The following is a 26,708-nucleotide window of genomic DNA, read 5'->3' as shown; positions in this document are numbered from 1 at the left end:
CGCGCGAGCAATGCGCCGAGGGCCGCGATCCCAGAGACGTCAGAGCTTGTTCACCGGCACCTTGAGGAAGACATCGCCCTTCTCGTCCGGTTCCGGCATTTGTCCGGCGCGCATGTTCACCTGCAGCGACGGGATGATGAGCTTGGGCATGTCGAGGGTCGCATCCCGGCTGTCGCGCATGGTGACGAAATCTTCCTTCGTCTTGCCCGCGCCAACGTGCACGTTCGCGGCTTTCTGCTCGCCCACGGTGGTCTCCCACGCATAGGTGTCGCGGCCCGGCGCTTTGTAGTCGTGCCCCACGAAGATGCGGGTCTCGTCCGGAAGGGCGAGGATCTTCTGCACCGAATCATACAGCGTCTCGGAGGAGCCGCCGGGGAAGTCACAGCGCGCGGTGCCGAAATCCGGCATGAACAGCGTATCGCCCACGAAAGCGGCATCGCCGATGACATAGGTCAGGCAGGCGGGCGTGTGGCCCGGCGTATGCAGCACATCCACGCGCAGCTGGCCGACGTGGACGCTGTCGCCCTCGACGAAGAGCTGGTCGAACTGCGAGCCGTCGCGCTGGAATTCGGTGCCTTCGTTGAAGACCTTGCCGAATGTGTCCTGCACGATCTTGATCTGGTCGCCGATGCCGATCTTTCCCCCCAGCGCGTCTTGCAGATAGGGCGCGGCACTGAGGTGGTCCGCATGGACGTGGGTTTCCAGAAGCCACTGGCAATCATAGCCTTTTTCTTTGACAAAGGCGATGATGGCATCGGCCGAGCGGGTGTCGGTGCGGCCCGACGGATAATCGAAGTCCAGCACCGAATCGATGATGGCGCAGGCGGCTCCATTGGGGTCGCGCACCACATAGGAAATGGTGTTGGTGGCATCGTCGAAGAAGGCGGTCACTTCAGGTTTCATGATAATGGTTCCCTTTGGTTTCGCATAACATATACACATAAATGAATATGTTTCAAGCCCTGATAATGCATTGACCTGTGTCAACACTGCCGGCGCCCGGTTGGGATAGGATCGGGCAGCGCGCAGGATATGCGCTGATCAGGGAGGTGTCCGATGTCTCACCACGAAAATAGATTGATGCTTTTGAAGCGCTTGCGCGAACTGGGTGCGCGTCTGAGCGATATCGAGACAGCGCTGCTCGAAGAGCACTCGAAAGACTGGGACGAGATGGCAATCGAGCGGGAGGGCGAAGAAGTGCTCGAATCCCTTGGCGCCGCGGGGCAAGCCGAGATTGTGCAGATCCGTCTGGCTTTGGACCGGTTGAATGATGGCACCTATGGTGTTTGCGCGACCTGCGGCGAAGAGATTTCCGCCGCGCGTCTGTACGCCGTGCCCTACGCAATGGTCTGCCGCAGGTGCGCCGCGACCTGACGGCCCCGTGACTGGAAACAATAACAAGAGGACATGACGATGACCCAAGAGCTCCAAACCCGCCTCGAAACCCTGAGGCACGATCTGGACCACAGTGCCGGGGCCGCGCACGAAGCGCATCTGGACCACCTCGAACAGGTGGTGCAAGCGCTCAGGACAATGGGCGAAGAGGTGCCGCACTGGGCACAGGACCGCCTGTCGGGGCGCAGCGACGAAGCGGCAGAAGACGGCTTCGACAACATGCCTTTGTAAGACCGGGGAGAGGGCAGAGGCGAGTCATTCCTGTCACGCCTGCGCGCCCGATTCGCCGCAAAGGCCCGCCTGCGCTTGTCTTGACTTCGGCAATCGCCTCTACTTGACCCCAAGGCGTTGAAAAGACGCGCAATCGGGAAGAGGGCAGGCGGGGCTGAAGGGCCGCGCCGGACGGGTGGCGAAATGGTGGGCTACAGGATCGAACAGAATGTCGCGGTGCTGGAGGTGGCGCAGCCGCCGCTCAACGGGCTGTCGCGGGCGGTCCGTGCCGGATTGATGGAGGCCGTTGACCGGGCAGAAGAGGATGACCGCGCCGCAGCGATCATGCTGATCGGCGCGGGCGAGACCTTTCCGGCCGGGGCCGATGTGCTGGAGTATGACACTGGCCTGAAAGAGCCATCGCTGCGGGATCTGTGTGACCGGATCGACTATTGCGGGAAACCGGTGGTCGCTGCGCTGACCGGGACCGTATATGGCGGCGGTCTGGAACTGGCGCTGGCCGCACATTACCGGGTGGCCCATATCGCCACCCGTTTTGGATTTCCCGAAGTTCACCTTGGGCTGCCCCCGGCGGGCGGCGGCTCGCAGCGTCTGCCCCGTCTTGTCGGCGCGCAGCAAACGCTGGCGATGCTGATCGGCGGCAAGATCGTCCGGGCCGAGAAATCCGCCGGGAACCGCCTGATAGACATGCGCACCGATGGCGACGTCCGGCAGGCCGCGCTGGCCTTTTGCGATCGTCTCATCGCGGAGGGGCGTGGCCCGCGTCGGCTCGCCGAGAGCATCCCGGGCGGGCGCGATCCGATGGCATTTCAATCCACCCTCGCGGCGGCACGGGCCCGGCTTGGCGATGATCACGACAGCTTCGAAGCGCAGCTTCTGACCCTGATCGAGGCCTCCGCGCTGCTGCCGTTCGAAGCCGGGCTGGATCTTGAGGCGGAGGTCTTTGCTGATTGTGTGGTCTCTGACCGCGCGCGCGCGCTGCGCCACAGCTTCCTTGCGGAACGGCGCGCGGCGCAGGGCGACTCGGCAGCGGACTCCGAACCTCCGATCCGGGCGGTGGCCCTGTTCGGCACCGGCACGCTGGCGGTGCAACTGGCCGCGCGGATTCTGTCCTCACGGGTGGCGCTGCGTTGGGCGGCGCACGATCAGGACGCGCTGAAGAGCGCGCGCGGGATGCTCGAACGGCTGCTCCTGCGCGGTGTCGAGACCGGTACCCCGGCGGAGGCGCGCGTGCGGCGCCTGCTGGAGGATGCAAGGCTGGGCGCCGCGCAGGAGATGCTGGCCGGGGCCGACGCCGGGATCATCGCCGATCGCGGCTATGACGATCTGACCCTGCCGGACGGGTTTCTGGCCGCCACGGCCTATCCGGACCGGGTGCGCGGCATCGGTCTGCGCTTTGTGCCGCCAGCGGACAGCGCACGGCTGGTCGAGATCATGCAGGGGCCCGGGGCCTCCCTGGCGCAGGTGGCGCGGGCCGGGGCGCTCGTTCGGTGCCTCGGCAAGCTGCCGGTGCATGTCACCTCGGAGCGTGACACGCTGGCCGGGCGTCTGAGCCAGGCAATGCAAAGCGCGGCGGATGCGCTCATTGACCTAGGGGAAAGTCCGCGTCGCATTGATGCGGCGCTGGAGGGCTGGGGCCTTGGGCGGGGGCTTTTCGCCGCGCGCGATCGCCGCAGCCTCGTCGATCTGGCGCGGGTCCCGCGCGAGCATGGCGAGAACTGGTCGGCCAGACTGGTCGCGGCGGGACGGATGGGCGCGGCGGAAGGCGGCGGTTACTTTGACTGGAAAGACGGGCAGCCGCAGCCCTCGGCCGCCGTCGATGCCATACTCGACAGCGCCCGCCCGCCGCAAACCATAGCCGCCGATCTGATCGTGCGCGTCATCATCGGGGCGGCCGCCAATGAGGGGCTGCGTCTGCTCGAAGAGGGCAAGGCCGCCCGCGCGTCCGATCTCGACATCGTCAGTATTCACGCCCTCGGCGTGCCACAGGCGCGGGGTGGGGTCATGAAGGCGGTCACCCTCTGGGGCCTGTTTTCGGTGATGAAACAGATGGAGCGGCTGGGGCACCCGGATCAGGCGATCTGGGCCGCGCATCCGGAATGGATGCGACTCGTGCGCAATGGTCAGAGCTTCGACGCGCTCTGATCCCCCTGTCAGGCGAGGAAAACGCCGAGGATCACCATCATCAGCCCGATCACGGAGCCAAAGAGCGCCGCCATGTTCAGCGTGACGGTCTTGCGCACGACCTCGCGCAGTGCCTCATCGTCGAGACCGGCGCGGCGCGCCCTGGCCACGCGCAGGATGCACCAGATCAGCCCGGCCAGCCCGGCGACGGTGATCAGCGCCCCGATCCAGATCAGCAGTTCCATGTCCATCGCCCCCGTGTTCGGTCTGGCGCCGCCGTAAAGCAGCGCGGCGGCGCTGACAAGTGCGGCGCGGCGTGATGGAGGCTTGATGGCGCGGGCGCGCGCTTGTATCTGACTTCGGATTGAGGCCCATTTTGGCAGGAGAAAGCGTTATGCAGGACGAATCCAGCAACAGCTATGGCATCGCGGCAGGCGAGCTGCGTCAGTTCATCGAACGCTTCGAGCGGCTCGAAGAAGAAAAGAAAGAGGTCGCCGAGCAGCAAAAAGAGGTCATGGCCGAGGCCAAGGCCCGTGGCTACGACACCAAGGTGATCCGCAAGGTCATCGCGCTGCGCAAGCGCACTGCCGATGACATCGCAGAGGAAGAGGCGGTGCTGGAGATGTACAAGGCCGCGCTCGGGATGGCCTGATCGCCTTATGCGGACGGTGGTGCAGGGTTTTGTATACCGCCCGGTTTCAGGATGGCCCCCGGTACCACTGAAGACAAATGGATCGTTTCGCGCGTGACCCCTGCGGTTTCGCGCGGCAGCCCTTCGGGGATGTTCGGTCTGATCAGGCGAACAGCGCCGGGTGTGACGCCCCGGCCTTGAAGATCCGCGACTGGCGGCCGCCATTTTCAGGCAAGCGACATTAAAGATTTGGCGAACCCCGTCCGGCACAGACTGCCGTGGCGGGCGGTGGTGCAGGGATCATGCGGGTTGAGCGGCGGAACGCTGACTTGGCTTGTCCGGAACGGCGGCGGGCCGTATGACGGGGCAAACAGCGCCGGGGCGGACGGTTTGGCCGAGACGACAGACAAGCAAGCGAAACAGCGGACGCGCGGCGGCGCGGGGGACTGGCTGACGGATCGGCTGATCCGTGGGCTGATCCGCGCGATGCTGCTGCTGCCATGGCGCTGGCGTGTGCCGCTGATGGGCGGTGTCATGGCGCGGCTGGTTGCGCCGCTGGCGGGCTGGCAGGATCGGGCCATGGCCAACCTGGCCCATGTCTGGCCCGACATGCCGGAGGCCGAACGCCGCCGTATCGCGCGGGCCGTGGCAAACAATGCGGGGCGCACCACCATCGAAAACTACGACGTGCCCGGCCTTCTGGCGCGCATGGCATCGGCAGAGCTGACGGGGGCGGGGCTTCCCGAGATCGAACAGGCCCGTGCCGAGGGCCGTCCGGTTCTCTTCGTCACCGGCCATTACGGCAACCACGAAGCGCCGCGCGCGGCGCTGGTGGCGCGCGGATATCAGATCGGCGGGCTTTACCGGCCCATGGCCAATCCGTTTTTCAACGCCCATTACGCCGCCAACATGCATGAGCTGAGCGACCCGGTCTTTGAACAGGGTCGGCGCGGGACCATGGGGCTGATCAAGCATATCAAGGAGGGCGGCATGGGGGTGCTGCTGTTCGATGTGTTCGACAGCAAAGGCACCGTCTTCGATTTCATGGGACAGCCCGCGCCGACATTGACGTCTGCGGCTGAGATCGCGCTGCGTTCAAACGCGCTGTTGGTGCCGTTCTTCGGGGTGCGGCGGCTCGATGGGCTTGGCTTTGAAGCGGTGTTCGAAGCACCGGTGGCGCACGGCGATCCGGTCGAGATGATGAAAGAGGTGACGCGGCGGCTGGAGGCGCGGATCGAAGCGGACCCGGGGCAATGGTTCTGGATTCACCGCCGCTGGAAGCCCAAGCGCCAGATGAAACATCACCGCAAGCGGGCCGCTGCCAAGATCGGCCCGTAACGCTGTTCCTGCACCAGCACGACAACCGGGTTGTCGCCCTCGATGGTCACCCGCTTTTCAAAGCTTCCGTCGTCCTGCACCGTGCCGACGACCTGCCAGTCATTGACGATATTGGTATAGGTGAAGCTGTGTCCGGCATTCTCGCCGCGCAGGATGTTCACCTCGCGCTCCGGCATGTAGCGGACGAGGTGCACATCGCAGGGGCGCAGCTGCCCGGAGGAGCGCACCGAGATCAGCAGCTCGGAGCCGCTCCGCGTCAGGGTCAGTTGAACCGGCGTGCCCTGGGCGGCGTGCTTGCGGATCAGGTCCACGACTTTCATCGGGCGCGAGCCGACCGCATCCTCGCGTCCGTTCACGACGACCTGCGGGGTGTAGATCATCTTCTCGCCCTGCGCATGGGCATAGCCCTTCTGACGCGTGGTAAAGGCGGGCACGGCAAAGCGGTCTTTCCAGCCGATGTAATCCCAGTAATCCACGTGCATCGCCAAGGGGATCACGTCGTCCCGCTCGGACAGTTCCGCCAGAAGCGCGTCCGCCGGCGGACAGGACGAGCACCCCTGGGAGGTGTAGAGCTCAACAACCACCGGATGGTGTATCGCTGGATCCTGCGCCATTGCGGCAAAGGGTGCCTGAATAGCAAGCAGAGCCCCGAAGGCGGCGGTTCGTATTGACTGAGCGAGCATGGATTTCCTGCAATATTCCTGTTGCCTGTCGTGTTTAGGCGAGCCGTCCTGAAATAACCAATCAATCATTCGAGAGAGACCGTGCACATCCATCGCAAAACTGTGTACAATGGCATACAAATTGACGCATCCCCCTTGATCGCGCATATCCCATAGGGCATGTAGCGCCCAAGTTTTACTGTTCGTCACAGCATCCGGAGGTATCCATGCCCATTACCGTAGGCCACGACAGCGCGAAAACGCGCAAAACGCTTGAGGTTGGCGGCCAGTCCGTCGCCTATTACTCGATCGCCGCCGCAGAGGCCGCTGGGCTTGGCGATTTCTCCAAGCTGCCCGCCTCTCTGAAGGTGGTGCTGGAGAACATGCTGCGCTTCGAGGACGGCAAGACCGTCACGCAGGACGACATCAAGGCCTTCTCCGACTGGGCCGTGAACGGCGGCAAGGGCGACCGCGAGCTGGCCTACCGCCCGGCCCGCGTGCTGATGCAGGACTTCACCGGCGTTCCCGCCGTGGTTGATCTCGCGGCGATGCGCGACGGCATCAAGGCGCTGGGCGGCGATCCGCAGAAGATCAACCCGCTGAACCCGGTGGACCTCGTGATCGACCACTCGGTCATGATCGACGAGTTTGGCACCCCGCGCGCCTTCCAGATGAACGTGGACCGCGAATACGAACGGAACATGGAGCGCTACGAGTTCCTCAAGTGGGGCCAGACCGCGTTTGAAAACTTCCGGGTGGTTCCTCCGGGCACCGGCATCTGCCATCAGGTGAACGTCGAGTATCTGGCCCAGACCGTCTGGACCGACAAAGATCAGAACGGCGACACCGTGGCCTATCCCGACACGCTGGTCGGCACCGACAGCCACACCACCATGGTCAACGGCATGGCCGTTCTGGGCTGGGGCGTCGGCGGGATCGAGGCCGAGGCCGCGATGCTGGGTCAGCCGATCTCCATGCTGATCCCCGAGGTTGTCGGCTTCAAGCTGACCGGTGAAATGGTCGAAGGCACCACCGGCACCGACCTCGTGCTGAAGGTCGTGGAAATGCTGCGTGCGCACGGCGTTGTGAGCAAGTTCGTCGAATTCTACGGTGACGGCCTCGACAATCTGCCGGCCGCTCAGCGTGCAACCATCGCCAACATGGCGCCAGAGTACGGCGCGACCTGCGGCTTCTTCCCGATCGACGACGAGACCCTGCGTTACCTGCGCGGCACCGGCCGGGACGAGGCGCGCATCGCGCTTGTCGAAGCCTATGCCAAGGAAAACGGGTTCTGGCGCGGTGCGGATTACGATCCGGTCTACTCCAGCACGCTGGAGCTCGACATGGCCACCATCGTTCCGGCCATCTCCGGCCCGAAACGTCCGCAGGATTACGTTGCGCTCGACACCGCCGCGACGGAGTTCGGCAAGCTGGTCAAGGGCATCCGCTCCGGCACCGACGCTTCGGTCCACGCCGAAGTGCGCTGGGAGTCCGAAGGCGGCGCCCCCGAGCCGGCGGACATCCCCGGTGACGAAGGCCATCACAAGAAGGGCTGGTACAAGACCGACGACGGCGCCTATCAGCTGCATGACGGCTCCATCGTGATCGCCTCGATCACCTCCTGCACCAACACCTCGAACCCCTACGTCATGATTGGCGCGGGTCTCGTGGCGAAGAAGGCGCATGAGCTGGGTCTCACCCGCAAACCGTGGGTCAAGACATCGCTGGCGCCGGGCTCGCAAGTGGTCTCCGAGTATCTCGAAGCCGCCGATCTGCAGCAGCACCTCGATGCCATCGGCTTCAACCTCGTCGGATACGGCTGCACCACCTGTATCGGCAACTCCGGCCCGCTGGATGCGCCGATCTCCAAGGCGATCAACGATCACGACCTGATCGCGACTTCCGTGTTGTCGGGCAACCGCAACTTTGAAGGCCGCATCTCGCCGGACGTCCGCGCCAACTATCTCGCATCGCCGCCGCTGGTCGTGGCCTATGCGCTTGTTGGGGACATGAACGTCGACATCACCAAGGAGCCGCTTGGCAAGGGCAAGGACGGGCAGGACGTCTATCTCAAGGACATCTGGCCGTCGAACGCCGAAATCGCCGAGCTTGTTGAAAAGACCGTCACACGCGAAAGCTTCCAGGAAAAGTATGCCGACGTCTTCAAGGGCGACGAGAAGTGGCAGGGCGTGGAAGTCTCCGGCGGCGAGACCTACGACTGGCCCGCAGCCTCGACCTACGTGCAAAATCCGCCCTATTTCCAGGGCATGAGACAGGAGCCGGGCACCATTTCGAACATCGACGGCGCCCGCGTTCTCGCGATCCTTGGCGATATGGTCACCACCGACCACATCTCGCCCGCTGGTTCGTTCAAGGACACCACGCCTGCCGGCAAGTACCTTGTCGAGCGTCAGGTTCCGGTGCGCGAATTCAACTCCTATGGTTCGCGTCGCGGCAACCACGAGGTCATGATGCGCGGCACCTTCGCCAACATCCGCATCAAGAACGAGATGCTGGATGGCGTCGAGGGCGGCTACACCAAGGGTCCCGATGGCGAACAGACCTCGATCTACGACGCGGCCATGGCCTATATGGATCAGGGCACGCCGTTGGTGATCTTTGGTGGTGAACAATACGGCGCGGGGTCCTCGCGTGACTGGGCCGCCAAGGGAACGAACCTGCTGGGCGTGAAGGCCGTGATCGCAGAGAGCTTCGAGCGTATTCACCGCTCCAACCTCGTCGGTATGGGCGTCATCCCGTTCGAATTCACTGGCGGTGACACCCGCAAGACGCTTGGTCTGACCGGCGAGGAAACGGTGAGCATCTCCGGCCTCGATACGATCAAGCCGCAGGAAGTTGTCACCTGTACGATCACCATGGCCGACGGCTCGACCAAGGAGATCCAGATCAAGTGCCGGATCGATACGGCGATCGAGATCGAATACATCGAACATGGCGGCGTTCTGCACTACGTGCTGCGCAACCTCGCAAAAGCGAGCTGACACCGCCGCACCTGGCTGAATGAAACAAACCCCCGGCAGCGATGCCGGGGGTTTTTGCTTGTCCCGATCCCGAACCGGCAAGGAATACCGGACCTGACCGAGGCGCCGCAGAAGGCTACTGTTGATCTGTCGGCGTTTGGTGCACGTTTTTGTGCAGTGGCGCAATTTCGCCAAAACCGTCAACGCTCGGCGTGACTTAGCTTAATGTTTAGACTTTCGATTGATTTACCGTCTTCGCGTCAGGGGTGTTGGCCTTTAATTCAAAGCGCAGGGGCACATCTGACAGAGACAAGAAAAGATGGCAGGCAGTTCGATGAAAGCAATTACCATTATTCAGGCCATGGCGCTGGCGCTTCTCGCGGTCTATGGCGCGTCGGCGGGTGCCGATCAGAAAACCCCGTGCACCGGAGACGCGGTCGCCACCCACAGCTGCGAGCTTTGATCCAGGGCTGGGGGGTCGTTCATGGGAGCGCGCGGCATGCGCGCTCCGATCCTGCTGTCGGGCTCAGTCGTCGGCATCCTCGGGGCTGAGCAATTCGATCTCTCCGACGTTGACGAGATCGCGGATCGCCGAAATAATCCCGGACATGGCCTTTTCCCCGACCTTGGGCTTGACCGTGCCCTTGGCCTCGGCCTCCTCGCGGATGTTCTCGGCCATGCGTTTGGACATGTTGCTGAGCAGGAAGTCGGCGGTGAGACGCTCCTCCTCGCTTTCGGCGGCTGCGATCGCCGTGGCCAGCAAATCGGGGTCCACGTCCCGGGTAACCTTGGGAACGTCGATGGCGTTGAGTCGTTCCGGGATGTTCGCGAAAGTGAAAATGGAGCGGCGCACCGCTTCCGCAAATTCAGCGTCTTCCTGCTCCAGCCCGTCCAGCAGTTCATCGCGGATGGCGCTGTTTGAGTAGTTCAGGATCGCGCCGAGTCGTTCGTTGGGCTTGGCTTCAAAGGCGCGAGGCGGCTCTGCGTCGATTTGCGCAGCCAGCGACAGGCCAATTCGGTCCACCGCATCGGGCGTGACGCCGGTTGTCATGGAGACCGCATAGCTTATGCGGCGGGCCTTGTCTCCGGGCAGCCCCGCGAGCACCTGCGCGGCCTTGGATACGTCGATCTTCGAGAGCATGACGGCGGCGATTTCGGTGCTTTCGCCAATCACCAGCTCCTGAATCCGTTCGATCGGCAGTTTGTTGATGCGCTCCCATGGATCGCCGGTCTGGCGCACGCCGGCTTCCTTGCGCAGGCGCAGCGCGGTGCGCGGGTTGATCTTCCCATCCAGCGCATTGAGCGCGCCCGCCATATCACCGGGAAAGGACAGGCCGATGCGCTCCAGCTCGTCGGCGAATTCCTGCACGACCGCATTCAGCGTTTCGCGGTCGATATAGCGCATATTGCCGAGCAGAATCGTCAGCTCGGTCTGGTGCTCGTCCGGGAGCGACGCCAGCGGAATGTCAGTGCCCTCGTTCAGCAGGAATTGCACGATGATCGCGGCTTTTGCCCGACGGGTCAGACCTCCACGGCCGCGGTTGGAACCGGGTCCGGGCAGGGCAAGGGCGGGCATTTGGGACATTTGGAACTCCGACGGTCAAGCTGATCCAAGTACAGGAAAAGCGTTACCGCATCAGAGTTTCCGAGGTGTTAAATCTACGGCTAAACTTGTCGTCAATTGTAGAAACCCGGACCTGCCGCCGGGCGTCCGTTTCAAGGCGCGCCGAATGAGCCATTGGACAATGCCTTTATGCCCCGGCAGTCTGACCCCAGGCGCAGGAAACCTGTGAGAGGCCGCGCGACGGCGGCCCCTGAAATCAGCCGGAAACGACCGTGCAGCTGCGTGTGGTGCTGTCGTAAACGGAGCCGTCGGCGCAGGTCATCGCCTGTTCCGAATGGCCCGAGCACGCGGCGAAAGCCGCAACCGTCGGAGCAACAACCAATGCGGCGGCTGCAAGAAGAGTCTTGAACGTCATACGTGATCTTCCTCCTGTTGAAAGATTCGAAGATAACATGAGTCGCAGAAATCTCAAAACGCGGGTGTGGCCCTGGCTCAGAGCAGCCCGGAGCGGCCCACGTCCGTCACCGCAAAGTCGATCAGGGCGCGGATCTTGCGGGGCAGGGCGCGCCCTTCGAGGTAGACCGCGTTGAGCGCGCGCCTTTCACTCTCATAATCACGCAGGACGGGAACAAGTTGTCCGCTCGACAGGGGGGCCTGCGCGGCGAAACGCGGAATGTTTGCAATGCCGACCCCCGTCGCCGCCAGATCGCTGGCCGCGCGCGCGGAATTGACCGAGATCTGCCCAGCGACCTGAACGTCGAATTCGGTGCCGTCGCGGTGAAAGGTCCAGCGCCGGGGCAGGCGGCGGTTGGTATCGAGAATGCACTGGTGATCGCCGAGCGCCGCCGGGTTTTCCGGCAGGCCGTGACGCGCGATATAGTCGGGGCTTGCCACGACGATCGCGGGCAGGCTGCCGAGTTTGCGCGCCTTCAGGGACAACGTATCGAGCGGGCCGATGCGGAAGGCGATGTCGATTCCGTCGGAGGCAAGATCGACATGGCGATCACTGAGCCGCAGATCGAGGCTGACAGCGGGATGCTCGTTGGCAAAGCGGCCAAGCATCCCGGCGACATAGGCCTCGCCAAAGGTTGCTGGCGCGGAGACGCGGATCGGGCCGGACAGGCCGCGCGAGCCGTCGTCGGCGACCTCTGTGAACAGCGCATCCAGCTCTTCGATGAGCATCGGTGCCCGCGCCAGCAGCGCGTCCCCGGCCGGTGTCAGCCCGACGCGCCGCGTGGTGCGCTGAAGCAGCCGCACGCCGAGGTGGGATTCAAGCTCCGCCACGTATTTCGACGTCAGGCGATTTGAAACGCCAAGCTGGTTCGCGGCCGCCGTGAACGAGCCGGACTGCGCGGTCGCGACAAAGGCTTTGAGTTGATCGAGGCGGTCCATGACGTGATTGCGAATATAGTGTGGATATTAAGTCAATAAAATCGTCATTTCGTGCATGATGCGCAAGCCCTATCCTCTGTGTGATCGCAAGACACTGGGACTGCACCCGGTAGAACAGGAGACCCTCATGAGCACCGCCGACCGCCTGCGCCGCCTGCGCGACAGCCTGTCCGCCAGCGACCGGATGCCCGTGGTCTTTCTCGGCCATGGCAGCCCGATGAATGCCATCGAAGACACGATCTTCAGCCGGGCGTGGCGTGCGCTTGGCCGGAGCCTGCCGCGTCCGCAGGCCATCCTCGTGGTCTCGGCGCACTGGATGACCAAGGGCACAACGCTTGTTGATGTCTCGGCCATGCCGCGCACCATCCACGATTTCTACGGATTCCCGGAGGCCCTCTTCGCGCAACGCTATCCGGCCCCCGGCGCGCCGGCGCTGGCGCGTGACGTGGCGAGCCTGTTGGCCAGCCATCACGGCGCGGAAGATGACACATGGGGGCTCGATCACGGGGCCTGGTCGGTTCTGAAGTTCCTCTATCCAGAGGCGGATGTGCCGGTGTTCCAGGTCTCCATCGACATGACACAGGATCTCGCCGCCCATGTCGAGGTCGGCCGGGTGCTCTCGCAATTGCGCGACCGTGGGGTTCTGATCCTCGGCTCCGGCAACGTGGTGCACAACCTGCGGACCGCGCGCCAAGACGGCGATCCGCAGGATTTCGCGCTGGAGTTCGATGCGATGTTTGCACAGAGGCTTATGGCGCGGGACTTCGGGGCGCTGTCGGACCGTGCGGGCCTCGGGACGCTCCTGAGCATGGCGCATCCCTCGGTGGACCACTATATCCCGGCGTTGACCATTGCGGGTGCCTCGGACGGGAAAGACGCGCTGACGGTCATGACCGATCAGATCGATCTTGGCTCGATTTCCATGCGCTCATTCGTCTTTCACGCGGCGTAGAAAGAGGGTTGGGCGCAGCGATCGCCGCGCCCAACCCGGCCCGCCTCAGGCGACGGTTTCTTCGTTCACTACCTCGGCGAAGGATGTAAAGAACTTTGCCGCCAGCTTTTTCGCCGTGCTCTGGATCAGGCGGCTGCCCAATTGCGCGAGCTTGCCACCGATGTCAGCCTTTGCCTCATAGCTCAGGATGGTGCGGTCCGGCCCATCGGCGGTCAGCGTCACATCCGCGCCGCCCTTGGCGTGTCCCGCAGCGCCGCCGTTGCCCTGTCCGGTCAGCGAGAACGCATCCGGTGCCCCGGCGGTGTCGAGCTGCACGTCGCCGCTGAACCTGGCCTTTACCGGCCCGACCTTCAGGACGACCTTGGCCTCCAGTTCGGTGTCGGAGTGTTTGATGAGCTCTTCACATCCGGGAATGCACTGCCTGAGGACCTCGGGGTCATTGAGCGCGGCATAGACCCGGTCCTTGGGGGCGTTGATGAGGATTTCGTCTGCGAGTTCCATGGGATGTCTTTCCTTAACAACAGGGGAATTTGATCGTGGCGAGATGCTCGGCCTGGTCGGGCGTGAGCGCCAGTTTGCGGCGCAAGGATGCGGCGATGCGTTTGAATGTGCTCATGGGCTTTCTTTCGGTGCGATAGCGGGATGCGGCAGGTCAGCCATCGGTCTGCTTCACGGTGGCGCGCCGCGCCTGAACAAGCTGCGCGAGGATCGACAGGGCGATTTCCTCCGGTGTCACCGCGCCCAGATCCAACCCGGCGGGTGCCTTGACGTCGTCGATCGCGGCCTGATCAATTCCGGTCGCGGCGAGTTTTTCGGCGAGGGTGGCGTATTTGCGGCGGCTGCCGACGAAGGCGACATAGCGGGTCGGGACCGACAGCGCGGCCTTCAGGGCGTCGAGATCGCCTTGTCCCTGCGTGGCCACGACGACGAAGGACTGTTGGTGCGGTTTGCCCGGCGTGGGCGAGCCTGTCACGGACCACTGAAACTGCGGCGCGAGCGTGCTGAGTGCCTGTGCCACGGGCGAGGCGCCGAGGACGACAAGCTGCGGCAGCGGCAGGCAGGGTTCGATGAAAATATCGACCGTGCCGCGCGACGGACAGCCGTTCCGGGCAAACTGCATTCCGTCCACCATGTCACCGGCGGCGACCCCCTGTTCGGCCAGCAAATCCTCGGGGGCGACAGAAACAAGCTGCGGTTTGCCATCACGCAGGGCCTGAAGTGCGGCGCGTTTGACCGCGCTCCGCGTGCAGCCGCCCCCGAGCCAACCCTGAAGGATGGTGCCATCGGCGCTGAGCAACGCCTTGGCGCCGGGTTTCGCGGCGGTCGCGCCGGCGGTGCGCACGATGGTGGCAAAGGCAAAGGGTTCGTCCCTGGCGCGCAGCTGTTGCGCCGCCTCGGCCAGATCGGTCGAGAGGATCTCCGCAGGGGTCATAGCCGGGTCAGCTCCTGTTCCAGCGCGGCCAGATCGGCCAGCGTATTGGCGGGTTTGAAAGCATCCAGAAAGGGCAGGGCCGCTGCCATGCCGCCCGCAACCGGGGCGTAATCGGCCCAGCCCTTTAACGGGTTGAGCCAGACGATGCGGCAGCCGCGTTTGCGCAGCTTGGCGAGGGCCGCGGCGATCAGCTCTGGCGGCTCGGTGTCATAGCCATCAGAGAGGATCAGCACGACGCTGCGCCCGTCGACGAAGCGTTTGGCGTAGGTTTCGGCAAAGCGCATCAGCGACGGCCCGATTTTCGAGCCACCGCCGAAGCCGTCGGCCATCAGAGACATGCGCCCGATGGCGCGCAGGGCGTCCTTGTCCCGCAGGGCCTCGGTGATGCGCACCAGCCGGGTGTGAAAAAGGTAGGCATCCGCCGCCGGATCGGCCCGCATCAGACCGGCAAGGAACGCCAGAAACACCCGGCTGTAGACCGACATGGAGCCGGACACATCGCAAAGCGCGACGATCTTGCGGGTGCGGTCGGGGCGTTTCCTGCGCAGCAGGCGCAGCGGCTCGCCCCCCGTGGCGAGGCTGTGGCGGATGGTCTTGCGAAAGTGCAGCCGATCGCCCCGCCGCGCGGCGATCCGGCGGCGCGAGCGCGTATCGCGCAGGGCGGCCCCGATCCGCCGGGCCACGGCTTCGGCCTCGGCGATCTCTTCGGGGCGCACGAGGTCGCGCAGATCACGGCGGCTGAGGGTGCTGTGCCGGGTGGCGATCAGCTTGCCGGTGCCGTCGCTCTCCGCCTCGCCGCCCTGATCGTCGGGGGCCGTTGCAGAGCCGGAGGCTCTGGCATCCTCGCCCTTGGCATCGCGCGAGGACTGCACGTCATCGTGCGGGGCACTGGAGGGGGTCTGGATGACCTTCTGCTTCACCCGGCCCATGTCCATCCAGTAGCTATCGAAGAGATCGTCGAAGCGCTCTGCCTCCTCCTTGCAACCGGTGCAGACCGCGCGAAGGGCGCGGCGGCTGTCCTCGGGGCGGATGGCTTCGACCTCGGCCAGGGCGGCCATGGCCACGTCCGCCTCCGCCACGCCAAGGCGCAGACCGTTGGCGCGCAAATGGGCGACAAAGCCCGCGACCCGCGCAGCGGGGCCGGGATCGCGCCCGGCGAATTTGGTCACACGGCTCATGCGGCCTTGCCGGCGATGCGGCCTGCGACCTCTGGCGTGATCTGTGCCTGATCGCTTTGGGTTTTCAGCAAGGTGGTGAGCGTCGATTGCAGAACGGCCGGATCGTCCGTCAGATCGGCGAGGCCAAGGCCCATGAGCGCCGCTGCAAAATCCAGCATCTCGGCGATGCCGGGGGTCTTTTCCAGATCCTCTTCGCGGAGTTTCTGGACAAATCCGACGATCTGTTCCGCCAGGCGCGCTTCGACCTGCGGGCAGCGGGCCTTGAGGATCGCCAGCTCGGTCGCGCGGTCGGGATACTCGACGTAGGTATAAAGGCACCGGCGGCGCAGCGCATCGGACAGATCGCGCGTGCCGTTGGAGGTGAGGATCACAAGGGGCCGGGTGACGGCCTCGATGGTGCCGAGCTCCGGGATGGAAATCTGGAAATCGGACAGGATCTCAAGAAGGTAGGCCTCGAATTCCTCGTCGGCGCGGTCGATTTCGTCAATCAGGAGCACCGGTGCGATGTCCTGCGTGATTGCGGCGAGCAGCGGTCGCTCAAGCAGGAAATCACGCGAAAAAATGCGGTTCTCGACCACCTTCCCGGTTTCGCCGTCCTCGGCGGCGGCGCGGATGGTCAGCAGTTGCCGCTGGTAATTCCATTCATAGATTGCCTGTGCCGCGTCCAGCCCTTCGTAGCATTGCAGGCGGATCAGCCGCGTGTCCTTTACAGCCGACAGGGTGCGGGCGATCTCGGTCTTGCCGACGCCCGCCGCCCCCTCCAGCAAGAGAGGACGGCCCAGCGACAGCGCCAGGTGCAGCGCCACGGCCAGGTCGTCGGAGGCCACATAGCCTTCACCGGCCAGCGCGGTTTTCAAGTCAGTCCAGGTCATGTCTGTCTCCGAAAGGCGGGGATAGAGGCTATCCCCGCCCTGTCCGTGGCTGTCAGCCGTGCAAGCCCAGTTCATTGGCGGTGCGCCAGATCCGCCAGTGATCATGCGGCATGTTGGTATGCGTGTTGCCAAAGGGGCGGAACGCATCCTGCACGGCATTCGAGAAACACGGCACACCGCCCACATGCGGGCTTTCGCCCACGCCCTTCGCCCCGATGGGGTGATGCGGGCTGGGGGTGACGGTGAAGTCGGTCTCGTAGTTCGGGACCTCCCACGCGGTGGGCAGGAAGAAGTCCATGAGCGTGCCGGTCTTGACGTTGCCCATGTCGTCGTAGGCGATCTCCTGCCCCAGCGCGACGGCGAGCGCTTCGGTCAGACCGCCATGCACCTGCCCTTCGATGATCATCGGGTTGATCCGGGTGCCGCAGTCGTCCAGAGCATAGAAACGGCGGATTTCCGGAACCCCGGTGTCGACGTCGATGTCCATGACACAGACGTAGGCCCCGAACGGGTAGGTCATGTTGGGCGGGTCATAGTAGCTGACCGCCTCAAGGCCCGGCTCCAGCCCCGGAATGGCCTGATTGTAGGCGGCAAAGGCGATGTCCTTCATCGTCTTGAACCGCTCCGGCGCGCCCTTGACGACAAAGCGGTCGACATCGAATTCCACGTCGTTGTCGTGGACCTCAAGCAGATAGGCCGCGATCATCTGCGCCTTGGCGCGGATCTTGCGCCCGGCCATGGCCGTGGCTGCCCCCGCCACCGGCGTGGAGCGCGAGCCATAGGTGCCAAGCCCGTAGGGCGCGGTGTCGGTGTCGCCCTCTTCGATGGTGATGCTGTCGGCGGGCAGGCCGATCTCGGAGGCGAGGATCTGCGCGAAGGTCGTCGCATGCCCCTGTCCCTGGGAAATCGTGCCAAGCCGCGCAATCGCAGAGCCCGTTGGGTGGATGCGGATTTCACAGCTGTCGAACATGCCAAGGCCAAGGATGTCGCAGTTCTTGACCGGCCCGGCGCCGACGATCTCGGTAAAGAAGGACAGCCCGATCCCCATCAGCTTGCGGGTCTTGCCCGCCTTGAAGTCCTCGACACGCTGCGCCTGCTCTGCGCGCAGCGCTTCGTAATCGACGGCCTTCAGCGCCTTGTCCCAGGCCGTGTGGTAATCGCCGCTGTCGTATTCCCAGCCAAGCGCGGCCTTGTAGGGGAATTGCTCCTTCTTGATGAAGTTGATCCGGCGCAGCTCGGCGGAGTCCATGTTCAGCTTGATGGCCAGCACTTCGATCATCCGTTCGATGAAGTACACCGCCTCCGTCACCCGGAAGGAACAGCGATAGCTGACGCCGCCGGGGGCCTTGTTGGTATAGACGCCATCGACTTCGAGGAAGGCGGTCGGAATGTCGTAGGAGCCGGTGCAGATGTTCATGAAGCCGGCGGGGAACTTCGTCGGGTCCGCGCAGGCGTCAAAACCGCCGTGATCCGCCGTGACGTGGCAGTGCAGGCCCGTAATCTTTCCGTCCTTCGTCGCGCTGATCTTCCCGGTCATGTGATAATCCCGCGCAAAGGCGGTGGTCATCAGGTTGTCCATCCGGTCCTCGATCCACTTGACCGGCTTACCGGTGACAATGGAGGCGACGACAGAGCAGACATAGCCCGGGTAGGCACCGACCTTGTTGCCAAAGCCGCCACCGATATCGGGCGAAATCACGCGGATGTTGTGCTCTTCGATGCCGGAGATCAGGGAGACGACGGTACGGATCGCATGCGGGGCCTGAAAGGTGCCCCAGAGGGTCAGCTTGCCGTTGACCTTGTCCATCGACGCCACACAGCCGCAGGTCTCCAGCGGGCAGGGGTGGGTGCGGTGGTAGTACATCGACTCCTCGGCCACGACCTCGGCATTGGCGATGACCTCTTCGGTTGGCGCCTTGTCGCCCGCTTCCCATGTGAAGATATGATTGTGATGCTTGCGCGGCCCATGCGCGCCCGCCGGGATGGAGCCATCCTCCGCCACCAGATCCTCGCGCAGGACAACGTCGGATTTCAGCGATTCAAACGGGTCCACCAGGACCGGCAGCTCTTCGTACTCGACCTCGACCAGTTCGATGCCATCGGCGGCGGCATAGCGGTCTTCTGCGACGACAAAGGCGACTTCCTGCCCCTGGAACAGCACCTTGCCATCGGCCAGCACCATCTGCTTGTCACCGGCCAGTGTCGGCATCCAGTGCAAACCAAGCGGGCGCAGGTCGTCCGCGGTCAGAACCGCGAGAACACCGGGCACCTCCAGTGCCGCGGCGGTGTCGATGCTCTTGATGCGGGCGTGCGCATAGGGCGAGCGCACGAAATCCCCGAACAGCATGCCATCGAGCTTGATATCGTCGACATAGTTGCCCTTGCCCTGGGTAAAGCGCGCATCCTCGACCCGCTTGCGCGAGCAGCCCATCCCTTTGAGGTTCTCGACACGTTCCTCGCGCGTGATCTCGTCCTTCATTCTGCGGCCTCCTTCGCGGCGTTCATCTCGGCCGCAGCGGCCTGAATGGACTTGATGATGTTCTGATAGCCGGTGCAGCGGCAGATATTGCCAGCCATGCCGAAACGGATGTCTTCCTCTGTCGGGTTCGGGTTCTCTTCGAGCAACTTGGTGGCGCGGGTGATCATGCCGGGGGTGCAATAGCCGCACTGCAGACCGTGGTGTTCCTTGAACGCCGTTTGCAGCGGGTGCAGGGCATCGGGGGTGCCGATGCCTTCGATCGTGGTGATTTCGGCGCCATCCGCCTGTGCCACGAACAGGGTGCAGGCTTTGACCGACTTGCCATTGAGGGTGACGGTGCAGGCGCCGCAGTGCGAGGTCTCGCAGCCGATATGCGGGCCGGTGATGTTGAGCCGCTCGCGCAGCGTGTAGATCAGCAATTCGCGCGGTTCGGCGAGGAATTCCTGTTCCTTGCCGTTCACGGTCAGCGTGATGTGCATTTTCTTTGGCATTGTGTTCCTTTCTCTCGCCCTATCGCGGCGCGGCTTGAGGGGTGACCTCAGGCGCGCGACCAGGCCCGCTCGATGGCGCGGCGCAGGATCACCCCGGCCACGTGTTTCTTGAATGCGACGGGGCCGCGGTTGTCCTCGCTCGGGTCGATGTCGCCGAGCATGGCCGCAACGGCCGCTTTCAGCGCGGCATCATCGACGCCGGTTCCGACCAACGCCGCGCCTGCGGCCTCGCTGAACACAGGCGTGTCGCTGAGATTGGTCATGGCGATGGCCGCGCTTGCGCAGGTGTCGCCGTCCTTGACGATCTGCACGGCGGCGGCGGCGGTCGCATAGTCGCCGATCTTGCGTTTCTGCTTTTCGTAGGCATGGCCGCCGGACGGCAGCGGGATCGTGACGGCGGTCAGCACTTCGTCGTCCTCGCGGGCGGTCATGTAGGCCGCCTCGTAGAAGTCCCGCGCCGCGATCTCGCGCGCGCCCTCGGGGCCGACCACGGTGAAGCTGGCGTCCAAGCATTGCATCAGCCCGGGCATGTCGTTGCCCGGATCGCCATTGGCGACATTGCCGCCGACGGTGCCCATGTACCGCACCTGCGGGTCGGCAATCTGCAAGGCGGCCTCGCGCAGGATCGGCGCGGCCTTGGCCAGCGCGGCGTGGTCGATCAGGTCGGCCTGGGTGACCATGGCGCCGATGCGGATGCTGTCACCGTCGATGTCGATGCCGGACAGGCCGCCGACATCCTGCAGGTCGATCAGGTGTGGCACCTCCGCCATGCGCAGCTTCATCATCGGGATCAGGCTGTGGCCGCCGGCCATGACCCGGGCGTCGTCGCCATGCTCCCGGAGCAGCGACAGGACACCGTCCATGTCCTTGGGGCGATAGTATTCGAATGCCGCTGGTATCATCGGCGGGCTCCTCCCTAAGCGAAATTCCTCGGGTGGAGGCTGCCCGGTGCCAGGGCGGCGGGCATCAGAAAATCAATGAAACACAGGTCTTTTGCACGAAATGCGCCGTATCATGCACGAACTGCGCCGACCTGCGACGCCAGTTTGTCCTGGATTGCCTTCAGCTTGGAGCGGCTCACCGGGGCGGGCGGCAGATCGGCCCCGTCGAACAGGCAGCGGCCCTTGTCGCGGTTGCGCTCGAAGCGCGCGACGCGGCTTGGATTGACGATATAGCTGCGATGGGTTTGCAGGAACCCGGCGGGCAAGAGCCGCTTGCTCGCCTCCGTGATGGGCCAGGCACAGAACAGTCGCTCGGTCTGTGTATAGACCTGCGTGTAGTGGCCATCGGCACGGACGAAAAGAACATCGCGGGAGCGGACAAAGATCTTCTTGCCTTCGCTCTCGCAGGGGATTTGAAGGTCCGTGGCGGGGATCGGAGACGCCGCGGCGGTGGCACGCCCGGCTTCGGCCTCGGTCCCGGATATCGGGGCGGCGGTGGGCGGGACCAGATAGGTCACGCTGACCCACAAGGACGCGCCAAAGATCACGAAGCTGAAGAAGATCACCCCCAATGCCAGCGTTTCGTTGCTCATGGAGGGGCCAAATTCCGTCACACTGGGTTCGGCCACGAAATTCGTTCCCGCAATGGCGAGGAAATGCACGGAGCAGACCGCCACCGCAAAGCAGACGGTGCCGAGCAGGATGGTGCGGTTGGTGCGATGCCCATAGGCAATCCAGAACGCGAGCACGCACAGGCCAATGGCGACAAGGGACGAGAAAACCACCCCCGGCACGGTATAGATGGCCCGGCACAGCTCCAGCCCCGCCATGCCAATGTAATGCATGACCAGGATGCCCACCCCCACGATGGCACCCGCCACACAGATGACCCAAGGCGTGCGCTCCGCGAAATGCAGCAGCAGCAGGGCCGCGCCCACCAGCAGGATTGCCGACAAGGCCGAAACCAGCGTGATTGCCGCGTCATAGTAGAACAAAATCGGCATCTTGAGGCCCAGCATGGCAATGAAATGCATGGCCCAGATGCCGCCGCCGAGGGCAACCGCCGCGAGGGTAATGGCGACTTTCTTCTGGAATACGGGTTTCTTGGCCAGATCGCGTGTGAGCGACAGCCCGGTAAACCCGGCAACAAGCGCAACGACGCAGGCCATTGCTGTCAAGAAGCCGCTATGGCTGATGTCCAAGACGTCCATATCGCGGAAAATGACCAGAAATGCGGCGGTTTGCAAACACTACCGGTTGATTTGAAGCCAATTTCTTTGGCGTCCTGCAGGCCGGGCACGGGTCCGTGAAACCGGACTGTGCCTGTCCGGAAAACGCAGGGCGGGAGGCGTGAAAGTTCGCGCTCTGCCTGAATTTTGTGCGACTGCGGCGGCGGGCCCGGTGGAATTCGGTTTTGTCATTGCCTTCATGCTGCAGGCGCAGCATTTCTGGGGCTGTGACAGATATCCTCTCCATAATCGTGGTCGAAGCCGACAAGGATCGCGCGACCCAGATCGTCGACAGCCTGAAGGCCGCCGGCGATTGCGAGATCCGCATCATTTCGGAGCCGACGGCATTGGCCCGGCGCATCCGCGAGGTGCAGCCGGATGTCGTTCTGATCGACATCGAAAACCCCTCGCGCGACATGCTCGAAGGGCTGGCGCTGGCGTCCGGGCCGATGGAACGCCCGGTGGCGATGTTCGTCGACCGCTCCGATGTGGGCCTGTCGACGGCGGCGATCGAAGCGGGGGTCTCGGCCTATGTCGTGGACGGGTTGCGCCCGGACCGGCTCAAACCGATCCTCGATGCGGCCATCGCCCGTTTCCGGATGTTTCAGCGGATGCGCACGGAATTGGCGGCAACCAAGCGGGCGCTGGAAGAGCGCAAGGTGATCGACCGTGCCAAGGGCATGATCATGAAGGCGCGCGGCGTCGGAGAGGATGAGGCCTACGCCATCCTGCGCAAGGCGGCGATGGATCAGGGCAAGCGCGTGGCCGAGGTGGCACAGGCGCTGGTGACGGCGGCGGGGCTGCTGTCATGAAGGAGACCTTGCTGTCGGTCGGCTATATCCCCTTGACGGATGCCGCGCCGCTCATCGTGGCGCAGGAAATGGGCTTCGCGCTGGAAGAGGGCATCTCGCTCGATCTGCGCCGCGCGCCGAGCTGGTCCTCGCTGCGCGATATGCTCAGCTTCGGGCAGGTGGACGCGGCGCAGATGCTCTCGCCGGTGCCGATTGCCGCCGCGCTGGGCTTTGGCGGGGCGGGTGCGCCGCTGTCCGCGGTCTCGGTGCTGTCGGTCAATGGCAATGTCATCGGGGTCAGCCGGGCGCTGGAAGAGCGACTGCGCGCCAATGGCCACGATTTCGATTTTGCCGATGCGGAAAAGGCCGGGCGGGCGTTGATCGCGGTTGGCGGCGAGCGGCTGCGCATCGGGGTGCCGTTCCCGTTCTCGATGCACGCGGAGCTGGTGTTCTACTGGCTGTCGGCGCTGGGCTATGCGGTGCCGGAGCGGGTGGAGGTGCGCACCGTGCCGCCACCGCTGATGGCCGAGGCCATCGCCGAGGGCGAGATTGACGCCTTCTGCGTCGGTGAACCCTGGGGCACGAAAACGGTGGAAAACAACGTCGGGGCGCTGCTCCTGCCGGGCAATGCGATCTGGAGTTTCGCACCGGAAAAGGTGCTGGCCGTGCGCAGCGACTGGGCCGATACGGAAACATCGCTGACGGATCGGCTGATCCGGGCGGTCTGGCGGGCGGGGCGGTGGCTGGCTGATCCGGCGTCGCGGTTGCTCGCCTCCGAAGTGCTGGCCCGCCGGCACTATCTCGATCTGCCGCCCGAGCACGTCGAACGCTCGCTCTCCGGGCGGCTGGTGATCTCGGCGCGCGGCGAGGCGCGCGATGTGCCGGGGTTCATCGAGTTTCACAACGGCGCGGCAGGCTTTCCCTGGCGCAGTCAGGCGGAGTGGATCGGCTGCCAGTTGGGCAAGCGGATCGGGCAGGACCCGGAGGCGGCGGCGCGGGGGGTCTATCGGTCCGACATTTACCGCCGGGCCTTGCGGGATACCGCCGCCGACCTGCCCGGCGCCTCCTCCAAGATCGAAGGCTCGCTGAGCGAAGCGACGGCGGTGTCCTCCTCCAACGGCAGACTGATTCTGCAGCGGGATTCGTTTTTCGACGGGCGTATTTTTGAGCCTCTGACCGCCTGATGCCCGCAAAATGTGCAGCCGCGGCGAGATCCATGCTGCGATGCCGCGAAAAACCTGCATCTGAGACAAATTGTTTTGGGAGAGCGGGGCCCGCGCTGGCATAGTAGAGACACTGGCGAGCAACGACGCCCGCCGACAAGACATCAATCCCTATGACAGGGATCTCCAGAGCAAAGCCGCTCGACCCTCCGCCTTTCCTCCCAGGCGGTGCGTGTCGGCGGCTTTTTTTGTTTTTCAGTCCGGCAGATCCGGACCCAAATCGACAGTAACGAAAGGGACTTCCCCATGAAGCGACTTCTCCTGAGCCTTGCGGCGACAACCGCGCTTGTCAGCCCGGCCATGGCCGAGATGCTGGAGCTGGAAAAGGACGAGCTGACCTTTGGCTTTATCAAACTGACCGACATGGCGCCGCTCGCCGTGGCCTATGAGCAGGGGTATTTCCTCGATGAAGGCCTGTTCGTGACCCTCGAAGCGCAGGCGAACTGGAAGGTGCTGCTCGATGGTGTGATCGGCGGACAGCTTGACGGGGCGCACATGCTGGCCGGTCAGCCGCTCGCCGCGACCATCGGGTTCGGCACGGAGGCGCATATCATCACGCCGTTTTCCATGGACCTGAACGGCAACGGCATCACCGTGTCGAACGAGGTGTGGGAGGCGATGCTGCCCAATATCCCCAAGATGGACGATGGCCGCCCGCAGCATCCCATCAGCGCCGAGGCGCTGGCCCCGGTTGTCGCGCAGTACAAATCCGAGGGCAAGCCCTTCAACATGGGCATGGTCTTCCCGGTCTCGACCCACAATTACGAGCTTCGCTACTGGCTGGCCGCGGGCGGGCTGCATCCGGGGTATTATTCGCCGGAGAACATCACCGGGCAGATCGGCGCGGATGTGTTCCTCTCCGTGACCCCGCCGCCGCAAATGCCCGCGACGCTGGAGGCCGGGACGATCCATGGGTATTGCGTCGGCGAGCCGTGGAACCAGCAGGCGGTGTTCAAGGGCATCGGCGTGCCCGTCATCACCGATTACGAGCTGTGGAAGAACAACCCCGAGAAGGTCTTTGGCCTGTCGGCCGAGTTCGCCGAGGCCAACCCGAACACCACGCTCGCCGTGACCAAAGCGCTGATCCGGGCGGCCATGTGGCTTGACGAGAATGACAACGCCAACCGCATGGAAGCGGTCGAGATCCTGTCGCGCCCCGAATACGTCGGCGCCGATGCGGAGGTGATCGCCAACTCCATGACCGGCACCTTCGAGTACGAGAAGGGCGACAAGCGCGCGGTTCCCGACTTCAACGTGTTCTTCCGCTACAACGCGACCTACCCGTTCTACTCCGATGCGGTCTGGTACCTGACGCAGATGCGCCGCTGGGGGCAGATCGCCGAGGCCAAGCCGGACAGCTGGTACGATGAGGTCGCGAGGGACGTTTACAAGCCGGAGATCTACCTCAAGGCCGCGCGGCTTCTGGTGGAGGAGGGGCTGGCCAACGAGGCGGACTTCCCCTGGGAGAGCGATGGCTACAAGGCGGCGACACCGGCGAGCGATATCATCGACGGTATCCCCTATAACGGCAAGACGCCGAATGCCTACCTCGACAGCCTGCCGATCGGCCTGAAGGGCGCGCAGATCGTCGAAGGCACGGACGTCAAGGGGTAACGGCGCGAACAGGCATGCCCCCCGCTGCACTGCCGGCGGGAGGCATGATCCGATCCAATCGCCGCAAGGTCTCAGCCCAAGAATTCAAGGACGCAACAGATGACAACCGTCGATCCGAATTTCACCACAGACGCAGACCGCGAGGCGCGCCGCGCCCGGCTGTTCACCCGCATCAACGCCGCCGACAAATGGTTCAACGTGCTGGGCCTTGCCTGGGTGACGCCGATCCTGAAGGCCGCCGCCGGGGACAACCCGCGCGCGCAGGGCAAGGAGATCTGGCGGCTGCTGGTCGTGCCGCTGATCGCCATCGTCGGCTTTCTGCTGCTCTGGGGCACACTGGCGCCGAAGGTGCAGACCTCTCTGGGGGCGGTTCCGGGGCCTGCGCAGGTCTGGGAAGAGGCGGTGAACCTGCATCAGGACGCGCAGGCCAAGGGCGTCAAGCAGGCGAAATTCGAAGCGATGGTCGACAAGCGCAACCAGCGCCTGATTGATGCGGGCCGGGCCGATGAGGTCAAGGACGTCGCCTATACCGGCGCGCCGAGTTATTATCAGCAGATCTGGACCTCGATCAAAACCGTCTTCTTCGGGTTCCTGGTCGCCACCGCCGTGGCCGTGCCGCTTGGCATTGCCGCGGGTCTGTCGCCGACCGCCAATGCCGCGATCAACCCGCTGGTGCAGATCTTCAAGCCGGTCAGTCCGCTGGCCTGGCTGCCGATCGTGACGATGATCGTCTCGGCGGTCTATGCCACGAACGACGGGCTGTTTTCCAAGTCCTTCCTGATCTCCGCCATCACCGTCACGCTCTGCTCGCTGTGGCCGACGCTGATCAACACGGCGCTCGGCGTGGCCTCCATCGACAAGGACCTGGTGAATGTCTCCAAGGTCCTGAAGATGAACACCTATACCAAGATCACCAAGCTGGTGCTGCCCTCCGCCCTGCCGCTGATCTTCACCGGGCTGCGGCTGTCGCTCGGGGTGGGCTGGATGGTGCTGATCGCCGCCGAAATGCTGGCGCAGAACCCCGGCCTTGGCAAATTCGTCTGGGATGAATTCCAGAACGGCAGCTCAAGCTCGCTCGCCAAGATCATGGTCGCGGTCTTCACCATCGGCATCATCGGCTTCCTTCTGGACCGTGTGATGTATGCGCTGCAGTCGCTCTTTACCTTCACGAACCAGCGCTGAGCGCCG

Annotated in this window: 26 protein-coding genes; 12 read left to right on the top strand and 14 right to left on the bottom strand. The window is 64.2% G+C overall.

Translation table 11 applies throughout. The features are described from left to right. Nucleotides 1-39 precede the first annotated feature (39 nt). Entirely contained in the window at nucleotides 40-903 is an 864-nt protein-coding gene (locus ACN2XU_RS06925; protein WP_419409677.1) for an MBL fold metallo-hydrolase, read from the bottom strand. A gap of 177 nt (nucleotides 904-1,080) precedes the next feature. Between ACN2XU_RS06925 and ACN2XU_RS06920 the strand changes: the two genes are divergently transcribed. The 3 genes from ACN2XU_RS06920 (at nucleotide 1,081) to ACN2XU_RS06910 (ending at nucleotide 3,771) form a co-directional block, all read left to right on the top strand. Next, the gene (locus tag ACN2XU_RS06920) at nucleotides 1,081-1,374 is read left to right on the top strand and encodes a TraR/DksA family transcriptional regulator (protein ID WP_419409676.1); all 294 of its coding nucleotides are present in this window, start codon (nucleotides 1,081-1,083) and stop codon (nucleotides 1,372-1,374) included. 39 nt (nucleotides 1,375-1,413) lie between these two features. Next, nucleotides 1,414-1,626, top strand: coding sequence for a hypothetical protein (locus ACN2XU_RS06915; protein ID WP_419409675.1), 213 nt, complete (start codon nucleotides 1,414-1,416; stop codon nucleotides 1,624-1,626). A gap of 183 nt (nucleotides 1,627-1,809) precedes the next feature. Beyond that, nucleotides 1,810-3,771 carry an enoyl-CoA hydratase-related protein gene (locus ACN2XU_RS06910; RefSeq protein WP_419409674.1) on the top strand — a complete coding sequence of 654 codons (1,962 nt, stop codon included), beginning with the start codon at nucleotides 1,810-1,812 and terminating at the stop codon, nucleotides 3,769-3,771. Nucleotides 3,772-3,779: 8 nt separating this feature from the next. Here the strand turns inward: ACN2XU_RS06910 and ACN2XU_RS06905 are convergent, their stop codons facing one another. Then, nucleotides 3,780-3,995, bottom strand: a complete 216-nt coding sequence (locus ACN2XU_RS06905; protein WP_419409673.1) for a hypothetical protein — start codon at nucleotides 3,993-3,995, stop codon at nucleotides 3,780-3,782. Nucleotides 3,996-4,144: 149 nt separating this feature from the next. On the opposite strand from ACN2XU_RS06905, the gene ACN2XU_RS06900 reads away from it, so the two are divergent. Both ACN2XU_RS06900 and ACN2XU_RS06895 read left to right on the top strand, forming a co-directional pair. Beyond that, a complete protein-coding gene (locus ACN2XU_RS06900; RefSeq protein WP_419409672.1) occupies nucleotides 4,145-4,402 on the top strand; it encodes a DUF2312 domain-containing protein in 258 nt (85 codons plus the stop codon). A gap of 369 nt (nucleotides 4,403-4,771) precedes the next feature. Continuing rightward, nucleotides 4,772-5,719 (top strand): lysophospholipid acyltransferase family protein, encoded by a 948-nt coding sequence (locus ACN2XU_RS06895; protein ID WP_419409702.1) that lies wholly within the window; start codon nucleotides 4,772-4,774, stop codon nucleotides 5,717-5,719. Here ACN2XU_RS06895 and ACN2XU_RS06890 read toward each other — a convergent pair. Further along, the gene (locus ACN2XU_RS06890) at nucleotides 5,683-6,402 is read right to left on the bottom strand and encodes a DUF1223 domain-containing protein (RefSeq protein ID WP_419409671.1); all 720 of its coding nucleotides are present in this window, start codon (nucleotides 6,400-6,402) and stop codon (nucleotides 5,683-5,685) included. The two genes, ACN2XU_RS06895 and ACN2XU_RS06890, sit on opposite strands and share 37 nt — an antisense overlap. A gap of 206 nt (nucleotides 6,403-6,608) precedes the next feature. On the opposite strand from ACN2XU_RS06890, the gene acnA reads away from it, so the two are divergent. Beyond that, on the top strand, nucleotides 6,609-9,383 hold the full coding sequence (gene acnA, locus ACN2XU_RS06885) for an aconitate hydratase AcnA (protein WP_419409670.1): 2,775 nt from the start codon (nucleotides 6,609-6,611) through the stop codon (nucleotides 9,381-9,383). Nucleotides 9,384-9,696: 313 nt separating this feature from the next. After that, nucleotides 9,697-9,825, top strand: a complete 129-nt coding sequence (locus ACN2XU_RS06880; RefSeq protein ID WP_419409669.1) for a hypothetical protein — start codon at nucleotides 9,697-9,699, stop codon at nucleotides 9,823-9,825. 63 nt (nucleotides 9,826-9,888) lie between these two features. Here the strand turns inward: ACN2XU_RS06880 and ACN2XU_RS06875 are convergent, their stop codons facing one another. The 3 genes from ACN2XU_RS06875 to ACN2XU_RS06865 all read right to left on the bottom strand — a co-directional run bounded on the left by ACN2XU_RS06875 (nucleotide 9,889) and on the right by ACN2XU_RS06865 (nucleotide 12,318). Further along, entirely contained in the window at nucleotides 9,889-10,947 is a 1,059-nt protein-coding gene (locus ACN2XU_RS06875; protein ID WP_419409668.1) for a flagellar motor switch protein FliG, read from the bottom strand. A gap of 235 nt (nucleotides 10,948-11,182) precedes the next feature. Continuing rightward, the gene (locus tag ACN2XU_RS06870; RefSeq protein WP_419409667.1) at nucleotides 11,183-11,341 is read right to left on the bottom strand and encodes a chitin-binding domain-containing protein; all 159 of its coding nucleotides are present in this window, start codon (nucleotides 11,339-11,341) and stop codon (nucleotides 11,183-11,185) included. 77 nt (nucleotides 11,342-11,418) lie between these two features. Beyond that, entirely contained in the window at nucleotides 11,419-12,318 is a 900-nt protein-coding gene (locus ACN2XU_RS06865) for a LysR family transcriptional regulator (RefSeq protein ID WP_419409666.1), read from the bottom strand. Between the two features lie 127 nt (nucleotides 12,319-12,445). On the opposite strand from ACN2XU_RS06865, the gene ygiD reads away from it, so the two are divergent. After that, nucleotides 12,446-13,270, top strand: a complete 825-nt coding sequence (gene ygiD, locus ACN2XU_RS06860) for a 4,5-DOPA-extradiol-dioxygenase (protein WP_419409665.1) — start codon at nucleotides 12,446-12,448, stop codon at nucleotides 13,268-13,270. 45 nt (nucleotides 13,271-13,315) lie between these two features. On the opposite strand, the gene ACN2XU_RS06855 is transcribed toward ygiD, so the two are convergent. The 8 genes from ACN2XU_RS06855 to ACN2XU_RS06820 all read right to left on the bottom strand — a co-directional run bounded on the left by ACN2XU_RS06855 (nucleotide 13,316) and on the right by ACN2XU_RS06820 (nucleotide 21,874). Beyond that, nucleotides 13,316-13,771 carry an SRPBCC family protein gene (locus ACN2XU_RS06855; RefSeq protein WP_419409664.1) on the bottom strand — a complete coding sequence of 152 codons (456 nt, stop codon included), beginning with the start codon at nucleotides 13,769-13,771 and terminating at the stop codon, nucleotides 13,316-13,318. 151 nt (nucleotides 13,772-13,922) lie between these two features. Then, entirely contained in the window at nucleotides 13,923-14,702 is a 780-nt protein-coding gene (locus ACN2XU_RS06850; protein ID WP_419409663.1) for an XdhC family protein, read from the bottom strand. Continuing rightward, nucleotides 14,699-15,880, bottom strand: a complete 1,182-nt coding sequence (locus ACN2XU_RS06845) for a vWA domain-containing protein (RefSeq protein WP_419409662.1) — start codon at nucleotides 15,878-15,880, stop codon at nucleotides 14,699-14,701. The genes ACN2XU_RS06850 and ACN2XU_RS06845 overlap by 4 nt, the downstream gene beginning before the upstream one ends. Further along, nucleotides 15,877-16,752 carry an AAA family ATPase gene (locus ACN2XU_RS06840; RefSeq protein WP_419409661.1) on the bottom strand — a complete coding sequence of 292 codons (876 nt, stop codon included), beginning with the start codon at nucleotides 16,750-16,752 and terminating at the stop codon, nucleotides 15,877-15,879. The genes ACN2XU_RS06845 and ACN2XU_RS06840 overlap by 4 nt, the downstream gene beginning before the upstream one ends. Nucleotides 16,753-16,804: 52 nt before the next feature. Continuing rightward, nucleotides 16,805-19,231 (bottom strand): aerobic carbon-monoxide dehydrogenase large subunit, encoded by a 2,427-nt coding sequence (locus tag ACN2XU_RS06835; protein WP_419409660.1) that lies wholly within the window; start codon nucleotides 19,229-19,231, stop codon nucleotides 16,805-16,807. Next, entirely contained in the window at nucleotides 19,228-19,722 is a 495-nt protein-coding gene (locus ACN2XU_RS06830) for a (2Fe-2S)-binding protein (protein WP_419409659.1), read from the bottom strand. The genes ACN2XU_RS06835 and ACN2XU_RS06830 overlap by 4 nt, the downstream gene beginning before the upstream one ends. A 47-nt stretch (nucleotides 19,723-19,769) precedes the next feature. Continuing rightward, nucleotides 19,770-20,624 (bottom strand): FAD binding domain-containing protein, encoded by an 855-nt coding sequence (locus ACN2XU_RS06825; RefSeq protein WP_419409658.1) that lies wholly within the window; start codon nucleotides 20,622-20,624, stop codon nucleotides 19,770-19,772. Nucleotides 20,625-20,734: 110 nt separating this feature from the next. Further along, the gene (locus ACN2XU_RS06820; RefSeq protein ID WP_419409657.1) at nucleotides 20,735-21,874 is read right to left on the bottom strand and encodes an MHYT domain-containing protein; all 1,140 of its coding nucleotides are present in this window, start codon (nucleotides 21,872-21,874) and stop codon (nucleotides 20,735-20,737) included. A 245-nt stretch (nucleotides 21,875-22,119) separates the two neighbouring features. On the opposite strand from ACN2XU_RS06820, the gene ACN2XU_RS06815 reads away from it, so the two are divergent. From ACN2XU_RS06815 to ACN2XU_RS06800, 4 genes are all read left to right on the top strand, one after another. Further along, nucleotides 22,120-22,704 carry an ANTAR domain-containing response regulator gene (locus ACN2XU_RS06815; RefSeq protein WP_419409656.1) on the top strand — a complete coding sequence of 195 codons (585 nt, stop codon included), beginning with the start codon at nucleotides 22,120-22,122 and terminating at the stop codon, nucleotides 22,702-22,704. Further along, on the top strand, nucleotides 22,701-23,867 hold the full coding sequence (locus ACN2XU_RS06810; RefSeq protein ID WP_419409655.1) for a CmpA/NrtA family ABC transporter substrate-binding protein: 1,167 nt from the start codon (nucleotides 22,701-22,703) through the stop codon (nucleotides 23,865-23,867). Before ACN2XU_RS06815 ends, ACN2XU_RS06810 begins: the two co-directional genes overlap by 4 nt. 285 nt (nucleotides 23,868-24,152) lie before the next feature. Then, entirely contained in the window at nucleotides 24,153-25,520 is a 1,368-nt protein-coding gene (locus ACN2XU_RS06805) for a CmpA/NrtA family ABC transporter substrate-binding protein (RefSeq protein ID WP_419409654.1), read from the top strand. Nucleotides 25,521-25,619: 99 nt separating this feature from the next. Then, a complete protein-coding gene (locus ACN2XU_RS06800) occupies nucleotides 25,620-26,702 on the top strand; it encodes an ABC transporter permease (protein ID WP_419409653.1) in 1,083 nt (360 codons plus the stop codon). The last annotated feature ends 6 nt before the right edge of the window (nucleotides 26,703-26,708 follow it).

Origin of the sequence: Pacificoceanicola niger, assembly GCF_048553275.1 — a bacterium.
Lineage (GTDB): Bacteria > Pseudomonadota > Alphaproteobacteria > Rhodobacterales > Rhodobacteraceae > Pacificoceanicola.
The sequence above is the reverse complement of the archived record's forward strand: the minus strand, read 5'-3'. Positions and strand labels throughout refer to the sequence as shown.

Coding starts and splice junctions, on each gene's coding strand:
- ACN2XU_RS06925 (WP_419409677.1), bottom strand. CDS start 903: ATGAAACCTGAAGTGACCGCCTTCTTCGACGATGCCACCAACACCATT.
- ACN2XU_RS06920 (WP_419409676.1), top strand. CDS start 1,081: ATGCTTTTGAAGCGCTTGCGCGAACTGGGTGCGCGTCTGAGCGATATC.
- ACN2XU_RS06915 (WP_419409675.1), top strand. CDS start 1,414: ATGACCCAAGAGCTCCAAACCCGCCTCGAAACCCTGAGGCACGATCTG.
- ACN2XU_RS06910 (WP_419409674.1), top strand. CDS start 1,810: ATGGTGGGCTACAGGATCGAACAGAATGTCGCGGTGCTGGAGGTGGCG.
- ACN2XU_RS06905 (WP_419409673.1), bottom strand. CDS start 3,995: ATGGAACTGCTGATCTGGATCGGGGCGCTGATCACCGTCGCCGGGCTG.
- ACN2XU_RS06900 (WP_419409672.1), top strand. CDS start 4,145: ATGCAGGACGAATCCAGCAACAGCTATGGCATCGCGGCAGGCGAGCTG.
- ACN2XU_RS06890 (WP_419409671.1), bottom strand. CDS start 6,402: ATGCTCGCTCAGTCAATACGAACCGCCGCCTTCGGGGCTCTGCTTGCT.
- acnA (WP_419409670.1), top strand. CDS start 6,609: ATGCCCATTACCGTAGGCCACGACAGCGCGAAAACGCGCAAAACGCTT.
- ACN2XU_RS06880 (WP_419409669.1), top strand. CDS start 9,697: ATGAAAGCAATTACCATTATTCAGGCCATGGCGCTGGCGCTTCTCGCG.
- ACN2XU_RS06875 (WP_419409668.1), bottom strand. CDS start 10,947: ATGTCCCAAATGCCCGCCCTTGCCCTGCCCGGACCCGGTTCCAACCGC.
- ACN2XU_RS06870 (WP_419409667.1), bottom strand. CDS start 11,341: ATGACGTTCAAGACTCTTCTTGCAGCCGCCGCATTGGTTGTTGCTCCG.
- ACN2XU_RS06865 (WP_419409666.1), bottom strand. CDS start 12,318: ATGGACCGCCTCGATCAACTCAAAGCCTTTGTCGCGACCGCGCAGTCC.
- ygiD (WP_419409665.1), top strand. CDS start 12,446: ATGAGCACCGCCGACCGCCTGCGCCGCCTGCGCGACAGCCTGTCCGCC.
- ACN2XU_RS06855 (WP_419409664.1), bottom strand. CDS start 13,771: ATGGAACTCGCAGACGAAATCCTCATCAACGCCCCCAAGGACCGGGTC.
- ACN2XU_RS06850 (WP_419409663.1), bottom strand. CDS start 14,702: ATGACCCCTGCGGAGATCCTCTCGACCGATCTGGCCGAGGCGGCGCAA.
- ACN2XU_RS06845 (WP_419409662.1), bottom strand. CDS start 15,880: ATGAGCCGTGTGACCAAATTCGCCGGGCGCGATCCCGGCCCCGCTGCG.
- ACN2XU_RS06840 (WP_419409661.1), bottom strand. CDS start 16,752: ATGACCTGGACTGACTTGAAAACCGCGCTGGCCGGTGAAGGCTATGTG.
- ACN2XU_RS06835 (WP_419409660.1), bottom strand. CDS start 19,231: ATGAAGGACGAGATCACGCGCGAGGAACGTGTCGAGAACCTCAAAGGG.
- ACN2XU_RS06830 (WP_419409659.1), bottom strand. CDS start 19,722: ATGCCAAAGAAAATGCACATCACGCTGACCGTGAACGGCAAGGAACAG.
- ACN2XU_RS06825 (WP_419409658.1), bottom strand. CDS start 20,624: ATGATACCAGCGGCATTCGAATACTATCGCCCCAAGGACATGGACGGT.
- ACN2XU_RS06820 (WP_419409657.1), bottom strand. CDS start 21,874: ATGGACGTCTTGGACATCAGCCATAGCGGCTTCTTGACAGCAATGGCC.
- ACN2XU_RS06810 (WP_419409655.1), top strand. CDS start 22,701: ATGAAGGAGACCTTGCTGTCGGTCGGCTATATCCCCTTGACGGATGCC.
- ACN2XU_RS06805 (WP_419409654.1), top strand. CDS start 24,153: ATGAAGCGACTTCTCCTGAGCCTTGCGGCGACAACCGCGCTTGTCAGC.
- ACN2XU_RS06800 (WP_419409653.1), top strand. CDS start 25,620: ATGACAACCGTCGATCCGAATTTCACCACAGACGCAGACCGCGAGGCG.